This window comes from Bacillus cereus group sp. BfR-BA-01430 (assembly GCF_022663115.1).
Lineage (GTDB): Bacteria > Bacillota > Bacilli > Bacillales > Bacillaceae_G > Bacillus_A > Bacillus_A cereus_BD.
On the sequence record NZ_JAKUEW010000022.1, the window covers coordinates 35,457 to 44,364 of the forward strand.

Sequence of the window (8,908 nt, forward strand, 5' to 3'; positions counted from 1 at the left end):
ATACAATGAGTAAAGAAATAAAATTATTAAATAGAGAGAATGTAATGATATACAGAAGGAAGAATATTACTCTTTTAAAGACAAGCTATAAAACGTTAAAGTTTGAGCTTGATGATCAAGAGCATAAATTACTTACCATGATACTAACTCAGACAATAAATGGGGAATGGTTCTCCAACATTATGTTGGAGAATAGAAAAAGTGGTTTGAAAATAGTGAAATTACTTATAAACCACGGTATGCTATTTAGTTATTATGAAAATGATCCTATTGATCGAAATAAAAATCAAAAGTGGTTTCCAATTTTATCGCAGTATTTGCCTAGTCAATATAATTCGCAAGAAGCAGCCAGCAAAGTTGAAAAATCTAATATTGCGATTGCTAAAACACTTGTAATGAAGCTCCCTAATATTGCGCAAGTATTTCAATCAAATAATATAAATGTATTTATATATGAAAATGAAAAAGAAATTAAAAATAATGATTTCGTCATTACAGATAAAAAGGAAGATATCTTAAGCGGTGATCAACGATATATATTTATTCAAAAATTTAATACAGGTATTTGTGGAACTGTAGTAGATTATCTAGATTATGAATTATTGGATAATGAAATCAATACTTTGGTACAAAACATGGGAGCATTCTACATTTTCATTTTTACTCTAAAACAAATTATTGGTTTTGGGAAAGATACCTTTTATATAAATGAAAATGGAAAATTCATTGAAAATGAGACAAGACAAGGTGAAATCGTAGTTATTAGTACGTCACAAACCCCATTAATTGTTAGTGATATAGAACCGATTAATCAAATCGATAATTTTGAACAGTATTTATTAAATAATAGAATTCATTTGCAAATATCGAATCATTTAACAAAGTTAGGTGAATTAAAGCAAATTGGTTTTTCAACATATGGAATGAAAGATGTTATAGATAATGAAGAATATTCAATTGCTGGATTGAATTTTGAAAAGAATAGCGTTGAGACAATAACATTCACTTTGCAATCATATTTAACAAAACACACTGGAAATCAGTGGTTGGTAACAACAGCTAAAGATTATTATTATAAAAAAGCGTGTCTGCTTTTAGAACACTTAGAAGAGCCTAGTTCAATTTTTAAAATGAGTAGTAGTCAATTGAGAAATATAAAAGTGTTATCGGCATATAAATATTTTTTAACGGATGTGAATTTATATATAGAACGTTTCGAATATTCAGGAGCGTATAAAATATATATTGGTACTGAAGATCAGCAGCTATTTGGTGACAATCAAAAGACAATTAGATTAGAAGAGCAAATCGAAAAGACTGTCATTAATTATATTTTCAATAAATTAAACGCTGAAGCTAATGTAAAAACACCATATTATTTTAAAGAGCATAAAATTAAGTTAACAGATCTACAAGAGGAATTCGTTCAATTCAATGAAGATGAAAATCATTTCATTGAAAAAGCCTTAAGGCTTTTTAAAGAAAATAATATTAGGTATGAAGAATGGGCATGGACCTATGAGTACGAGCTTTTAAAATTTGGATTTGTCGCTAGGAGAATTGATGTAGGTGAATACAATGAATAGTAAAATTATTATAAAAAAGGTTAGAGAGTTGATTGTTATAGCAACATTGTATTCTTGGAATCATTATATTAAAGAACGTATTCAAGATAATACTGATTATGAGATTGAAGATTTTGATGAAGAAAAAATGGCGCTTATTGATTATGAAATAATTAAAGTTTTAAAAAGTCTGGTTAATAATGAAAAATACTATACTTTCAGCTTAATTACAAAAACATTTGAGGAAAGGCGTGTTTTAGACTATTCCTTGGTAAATACTAGGGAACATTTAAGTTGTGATTCTAGTAAAATTAGTTATCAAAATTTCAGGAAAACAAAATTTGAAGAAATTATGAAAAAGATTTTAGTATATCACTCCAGTTTAATTCATCCGATATTTGGTATATTTAAAGGACATTATCGAGGAATTGCTGATTCTATGCCATTAATTGCTGTTGATGCAAAATTAGGAAGGCGAAGTTATGATGCATATGGCAGAGCTTCTAGTTACAATGAATCTTATTATACAGGTATCTTAGAGGCTTTGGAGAGGTTTCATGGAGTAGCTCCACAAGATTCAAAGACAATTATTATGAGTGAAGATGAATTGAAGAAATTAAATATGGAATATTTACCGATGAAAAAATTTAATCATTACGGAAAAGAAAATTATGAATTAAAAACATTTGAATTTGGTAAATATTCCTCAAAAAAGAAAATTAGATGGAGATCTACATTTGATTATAACAAGAAAAGGGAAGTATGGATTCCAGAACAAATTATCTATTTTTCTAATGAACAATTTTATAAAGATGGTAGTGAAGAAAGATATATAGCTGAAACTTCAAATGGAACAGCGATAGGTAGTACGTGGGAAGAAGCGGCAATCGTATCTTTGATGGAGGTTATTGAAAGAGATTCATTTCTTGTACATTGGTATACAAAATCACCACCAATTAAACTAGATAACATCGAGAGTTATCCAGATACGGATATTCAGCTAATGCTAGCATATTTAGAAATGATTGATTACAAAGTTCATCTATTTGATATTACTTTAGAATCAAGAATTCCTGCTTACTGGGTTTTACTTGAATATAAAGGAGATAATGATGAAAACTTAGCTTTTTATACAGCTGCTGGAGCTAATATTAATCCAATAGCTGCAATAAAATCAGCATTAATTGAAGCTGCTACTTCAATTAAAGTGTTTAAGGCATATATGTATAAAAAGTATACAGAGAGTGAACTTTTAAACTTAAAAAGAAACTATTTAAATGTTAATAAATTAGAAGATCATCTATATTTATTTTCGTCCAAGGAGATGAGGAAACACCTCGAATTTGCTTTAAATACTCCGAAACATACTGATATCGTATTGAGTATTCAAAGCTATCAAGCAGATAATGGGAGGAGAATTACCCAAGGAGAATTATTAGAGGAATTATTAAATAGGATAACTCAAAATCACAAAGAAATTTTTATTTCGGATTTAAGCAATGCATTTTTAAGAGATATGGGGTTGAGTTGTACTAAAATTCATATACCAACATTACAAAATATTGGATTTGGAATGCAATACCAAAATATCAATAGGGATCGATTAGAACAAGCAGTGAAGATAAATAAATTAGAGGGAGATTTCAAAGTACTAACCAATATTCCTCATCCATTTCCATAAAGTAGGTGAAATAGTGAATTCATTAGAATTTCAATATTATAAACGATACTCAAAAGATAGATACAATATGACTCATTTAACACACCTAACTCCATTTATAAAAAAACAATATTTTTCTGGAGGGGCAAGAGTCAATCTTGAAAAAGAAACGGAATTGAATACAATTCTGAAACAGATTATAAAAAATACGTTGAAGATAAACCGATTTGATATTTTAAGTAGATATCAGGAACATAATCATTCTCCTTCAACAAGGAATATGCATTCTTGTCAACTATTATTTTGGGTTAATAGTAAGGTATTATTCTATGATTTATATGAAGATGAACTGTTCTTAGTTAATGATCACATAATAGGAAATAATTTTTCAATGGACAAGATATACATAATCGGTTTTTCAGATTTATTGAATATTTCACGGTATTATAGTGAGTTCGCCTTATATCTCAGTATTTTGGATGCTGGACATGTGTTGTTTAACGTAAAAAATACATTAAACTTATTAGGAAATAAATATGGTTGTTACAACTCATTTAATGTTACAGAAGTATTAAAACAATTGGATATACCACTAGATTCTTCGTATGCTTCTTTCTTAGTTGAAATGGATAGGCCTAATGGAGAGTTGGAAATTGAAGTGGATATTAAACAAAAAAGAATCGCGACATTGAAAACATTTAATGAATTAAAGCCAACTGCATATGTGAGTAAACTGCTTGAGCATTTTAAACTAAAAGAAATAGGTAGCTTTATTCCGATGCATGATGAAATTGGATTTTCATATAACAAGGTAAGAAATTCGGCGCATACGATGGTAGGAAATTTTAATATATCTGAACAATTTGAGAAATTGAACACAAGAGAAGCAGTGCTCTCAATTGGTAGAGTTAAAAACTGCATTACAAATCCAGAGATCAATTTTTGTATAGTAGAGAAAGAGAAAATAACTTTTGATAATGGTAGTAATCAAAATATTAACGTTGATTTTAGTAAAATTCTTTATAATGATCATGAATTCTTTGATTTGCAAACATATTCAAAAGTTGTAGTTTGTTATTCGAATGAGAAATTAATTAAAAAAGATGGTTTAATCCCTACAATTATTTCTGCAGGGGAATTAATGCAAGCATTTTGCCTTCATAGTGCAGAAAAAGGTTATGCTTTTCGACCAATGAAAAATCATAACGATGAATATTTAAAAGAGATATTAGAGCTAGATAATACATGGGAAATAAATTATATCGGTGTTTTATGTAATAGTCCTGTAACTCAGATTAGGAAGTATTTATAAAATGAGAGAGGTGTATGGACATGTGGTTTTCCTATCATGCTTATATTCATGATTATAACGCGTTAGACAAATATATGAGTGAGAAGTTTCCAAAATTTATTGAGGAGAATATACCTGATAAAAATAATTGGTTTTTTATAAGATATTGGCTAGGTGGTCCACATATTAGATTAAGGGTGAATAATAAGCAATCTTTCAATCATGAATTTTTTAGGGAGAAATTCCAAAAATCAATTGAAGATTTTATATCAAAAGAGAGTATTAAATTAATCGATTACGATAATTTTTATAATGAAACAATGCTGAAAGGGGAAAATATAAGTTCAGTATTTTGGAAACAGCATGGAATCGTAGAAAAAGATAATTATGAACCAGAATACGATAGATATGGTGGGAGGGAAGGAATGGAGATATCAGAAAACATTTTTTCTCAGAGTAGCAATCTAGTATTAAAGTTAAATACACTGTCTTTTGGATACAGATTAATAGTTGCTACTGATTTACTTTTCTGGACGATTAAAGAATTGGATCTTCCAAATAGCATATATAGTACATATAAAGAAATGTGGAAAATGTATAAACAACCAAACTATAGTGATGATTCAGAAAAAAAAGATTATTTAATTAAAAAAAGGGTAGATCATTTAAAAAAATTAAATGTTCCTCAAAAAGCATATAGTGAGTATTTAGAAGCATTAAAAAAATTAAAAGGGTTTCCGTTGCATGTGATTTTATCGCATATTCATATGTCAAACAATCGTTTGGGAGTACATCCTGAATTAGAGTATGAAATTGCAAAGAGTCTCAGTGAAATGAGGGAACTGACATATGAAATTAAGTAAAGAAGTGACTTGGTGGGATACAGATTTTGATAGATCTTCGCTGAGGAAGTACTTTCATAAACATTCAATTTCGAAAAGAAATTATACATCAGTTCAAATAAAAAAGGTTAAAGGTTCGAAGAAGTGGGATAAATACGAAGGGATTGCATTACAAAAGTATTCATCAAAAGTACAGATTGAAGAAATTTTAAAGCGTAGAAGAACGAGAAGGGTTCGTTCGGAGGTAAATATTACTAAAGAAATTTTATCAAAATTGTTGTTATTTTCTGTGGGAATTACAGATAGTGAAAATAATTACTTTGCGTATCCTTCGCCAGGAGCATTGTATCCATGTACTTTATTTTTAACAATTAATCTTCCTGATTTTAAAGATGATATATATAGATATAACCCATATAAGCATATGTTGGAAAAATATTCTTTGAATACAGGGCATTATTTAGATGAGGTGGTTATTGATAACCGATTAGCTAAATTCCCATTAAAAATATTTTTTACAAGTGACTACCAATTATTAGAAGATAAATATGGTGAATTATCTTATCGGTTGCTAAATCAAGAAATTGGTCATATGGCTCAAAATATTTCACTATATGCGGAATACTTAGGTTTGAATACTACTTGCATTGGTGGATTTTATGAAGAAGAATTTAAAAAGTATATAAAAGAGTATGATTTATTATATGTAATGGTGGTGGGATAGATGAATCTTATATTAAAAGCAGAAAATAAATTATTAAATATAGATAATACAATTTATATGGAGAATATTTTTAATAAAAGTGTAACGAAGATCAAAGTTAATGAATCAATAGATGATGCCAGACTACAAAAAATGATGTATGAAGGAATTGAAATTAACAAATTAAAAGATTGGGATTCAGAAGAAGGAAAGGTTCTGATTAGTATTTTTAAATCAGTTCCGGAAAAATTTTTATTAAGTAAAGATATAAAGGTGTTAAGTAAGGAATTGAATATTAGAAATGTATTTTTATTATGTGAACAAACAGGAACACCAATAGAAGATTTATTGAATTATAGGGAGTCACTTGAAAATACATGTATCTATATCTTAGGTGACAAAAACAATCTACTCTCCACAATATTAGAAAATAATGGATTTCATGTTGTTGATACTATTGAGAATGTAAATAAAAGGATAATTGGGGTTGTAGAAAAGGAGTTTTTAAACTCTGATCCAGATATGCTAGATAGATTTGATTGTATTCTTCCTTATTCGGTAACCGAAATGACATTAGGGCCTTGTATCTTTTCATTAGCTGAATTTTCTAAAGAGCAACTTGGAACTAATGTACGTAAGAGTAGTGATTCGCAAGTAATCCCATCTTATGCAAATATGTTAACAATTTATTCTCTATTAATAAATAACCTAATCTTTTTAATAAATAACACACACCAAAAATTATATGTAGATGCAGCTTTACCAATTAATCGATTCTTTCATTTTAAGCTACCAGATATGAAACTAGTTGCGAAAACGGTGTTTTAAATTTGAGAGGAGGGGCTAACATGAATGTAGTTAAACTAAAAAATTTATCAAAGAAATATGGAAAAAAACAAGTTCTGAAAGATATTAGCTTTTTTGTAGAGAAAGGAAGCATTGTTGCAATTTTAGGACATAATGGTGCAGGGAAAACAACTTTAATCAATTCGATTATGAATATTATCGATTATGATGGGGGGATTGAGTTTAGTTTTGATAAGAAAGATTTATACAAAAAAGTAGGATATCAAATGCAATCGTCAAGTTATGAACAAGAATCTAAAGTATATGAAGTGTGTAAGTTATACAAAAAAATTTTAAAAAGCTCTATTGATTTGGAAAGTTTATTACAGGATTTTGAATTTACAAATTTTAAAAATATGTATATTAAAGATTTATCTGGTGGGCAAAGGCAAAAATTGTCAATCATTTTAACGTTAATAGGAGATCCAGAACTTGTTATATTTGATGAACTGTCAACAGGTCTTGATGCAATGTCAAGACATCAAATTTGGAACTATGTTAAAAAGCTAAATCAAGAGAAGAGAATGACTGTTATTTTAACTAGCCATTTTCTAGATGAAGTTGAATATTTAGCGGATAAGGTAGTTATTTTAAATAAGGGGAAAATAGAAAAAATTGGAACAGTTTCTAATATTATAAATGAAGAATTTGACTCAGCTAAAAAGATTGAATTTAGAGCAGATAATAGAGAAGAGTTCTATGCAGCGTTTGGTGGGAAAATTATAAATGAAGGAAATGTTTTGTCTTTAGATTACAGAGGAGATAAAGAGGAGGAAATGTATAAAAAAGTAAAACAATTAGGTGGATATGATATAGCCATCAAAAATCATACTTTTGAAGATGCTTTTCTAAAAATATTAGGTTACAAGTTAGTAAAGAATGGGGAGATCTTAAATGGATAATTTATTAGTTCTATCAGGCTATCAAATTAAGCTACTATTAAGAAATGTTAAAAGCGTAATTTTAGGATTCACCTTACCGATAGCTATGTTTTTCATTTTTAGTAATTTATTATCTGGCTATACAGTTGATGGACAGATGGCACTTACAAACCTACTTGTACCAGCATACATCCCAATTATTATAGTTAATGGTGTTATGGTGATATTTGGACAAAATTTCATTGTTTATAAAGAACAAGGGAATTTATTGAAATTTAAGTTGTTAGGGATATCGGGTTTAACAGTTTCTGCCAGTCTTTACATCGCGACTTTTATTTTTCAATTGGTTGCATCGTTATTATTAGTTGTATTTGCTTCAGTGTTAAAAAATATTTCGATTCCGTTTGAAAATGTACCAAATGTAATCATAGTGTTTTTAATCATTAATATGTATCAATTTGCGATTACGTATTTTTTAACTGCTTTTATAAATAAAAGTGTAACCTATCAATCAGTTTCATTATTAATATTCTATTTTCAAATTTTCTTAGGTGGATTAACATTCCCACCAGAGATGTTTCCAACTTTTTTAAAGAATTTGGTTTACCTTTTTAATCCAATTATTTATGGCTTAACCATGATGAGAGGGGTATGGTCAACAAATGACTCAGTGTTAGATTATCCAAAAGAAATTATGATTTTAGTTGGAGTTTCAATTGTTTTAATTACTCTTGGTATGGCTATTCAAAAAAAGTTAAAAAAATAAATTAATGGGAGAAAGAAACTGATGGGAAATGAAAAAGACAAATTAGTAGAAGAATTATTTTCAGATATAGAGGATTTAGATTTTGTAGAAATTAGTGAAGCGACAGCGTTACCAGAGACAGCAGCAACAAGTGGATCAATGGCAAGTAATGGCTGCTCAACGTGCGGTTCAAGTTCATGTTGTTCATCATAAGGAATAGAAAAAAGAGGGAGAGAGAAACCGATGGGAAATGAAAAAGACAAGTTAGTAGAAGAATTATTTTCAGATATAGAGGATTTAGATTTTGTAGAAATTAGTGAAGCGACAGCGTTACCAGAGACAGCAGCAACAAGTGGATCAATGGCAAGTAATGGC

10 protein-coding genes are annotated in these 8,908 nt (G+C 28.7%); all 10 read left to right on the forward strand.

All coding sequences use genetic code 11. From position 1 onward, the window contains the following. The first annotated feature begins 5 nt into the window (after positions 1 to 5). On the forward strand, positions 6 to 1,586 hold the full coding sequence (locus MR058_RS21440; protein WP_242145757.1) for a hypothetical protein: 1,581 nt from the start codon (positions 6 to 8) through the stop codon (positions 1,584 to 1,586). After that, positions 1,579 to 3,246: a YcaO-like family protein gene (locus tag MR058_RS21445; RefSeq protein ID WP_242145766.1), complete on the forward strand. Its 1,668-nt coding sequence runs from the start codon at positions 1,579 to 1,581 to the stop codon at positions 3,244 to 3,246. The genes MR058_RS21440 and MR058_RS21445 overlap by 8 nt, the downstream gene beginning before the upstream one ends. Before the next feature lie 13 nt (positions 3,247 to 3,259). Then, positions 3,260 to 4,537: a hypothetical protein gene (locus MR058_RS21450; RefSeq protein WP_242145758.1), complete on the forward strand. Its 1,278-nt coding sequence runs from the start codon at positions 3,260 to 3,262 to the stop codon at positions 4,535 to 4,537. Positions 4,538 to 4,551: 14 nt separating this feature from the next. Beyond that, entirely contained in the window at positions 4,552 to 5,379 is an 828-nt protein-coding gene (locus tag MR058_RS21455; RefSeq protein ID WP_242145759.1) for a thiopeptide-type bacteriocin biosynthesis protein, read from the forward strand. Further along, positions 5,366 to 6,082 (forward strand): SagB family peptide dehydrogenase, encoded by a 717-nt coding sequence (locus tag MR058_RS21460; protein WP_242145760.1) that lies wholly within the window; start codon positions 5,366 to 5,368, stop codon positions 6,080 to 6,082. The genes MR058_RS21455 and MR058_RS21460 overlap by 14 nt, the downstream gene beginning before the upstream one ends. Then, positions 6,083 to 6,889, forward strand: coding sequence for a hypothetical protein (locus MR058_RS21465; RefSeq protein ID WP_242145761.1), 807 nt, complete (start codon positions 6,083 to 6,085; stop codon positions 6,887 to 6,889). It begins immediately after the preceding gene. Positions 6,890 to 6,909: 20 nt separating this feature from the next. Further along, positions 6,910 to 7,809 carry an ABC transporter ATP-binding protein gene (locus MR058_RS21470; RefSeq protein WP_242145762.1) on the forward strand — a complete coding sequence of 300 codons (900 nt, stop codon included), beginning with the start codon at positions 6,910 to 6,912 and terminating at the stop codon, positions 7,807 to 7,809. Continuing rightward, complete coding sequence (locus tag MR058_RS21475; RefSeq protein WP_242145763.1) at positions 7,802 to 8,554, forward strand: ABC transporter permease; 753 nt, start codon at positions 7,802 to 7,804, stop codon at positions 8,552 to 8,554. Before MR058_RS21470 ends, MR058_RS21475 begins: the two co-directional genes overlap by 8 nt. A 21-nt stretch (positions 8,555 to 8,575) precedes the next feature. Then, positions 8,576 to 8,746: a thiazolylpeptide-type bacteriocin gene (locus MR058_RS21480; protein ID WP_210351329.1), complete on the forward strand. Its 171-nt coding sequence runs from the start codon at positions 8,576 to 8,578 to the stop codon at positions 8,744 to 8,746. A gap of 30 nt (positions 8,747 to 8,776) precedes the next feature. Continuing rightward, a partial coding sequence (locus MR058_RS23760) for a thiopeptide-type bacteriocin (RefSeq protein ID WP_396021461.1) occupies positions 8,777 to 8,908 on the forward strand: 132 nt, incomplete at its 3' end.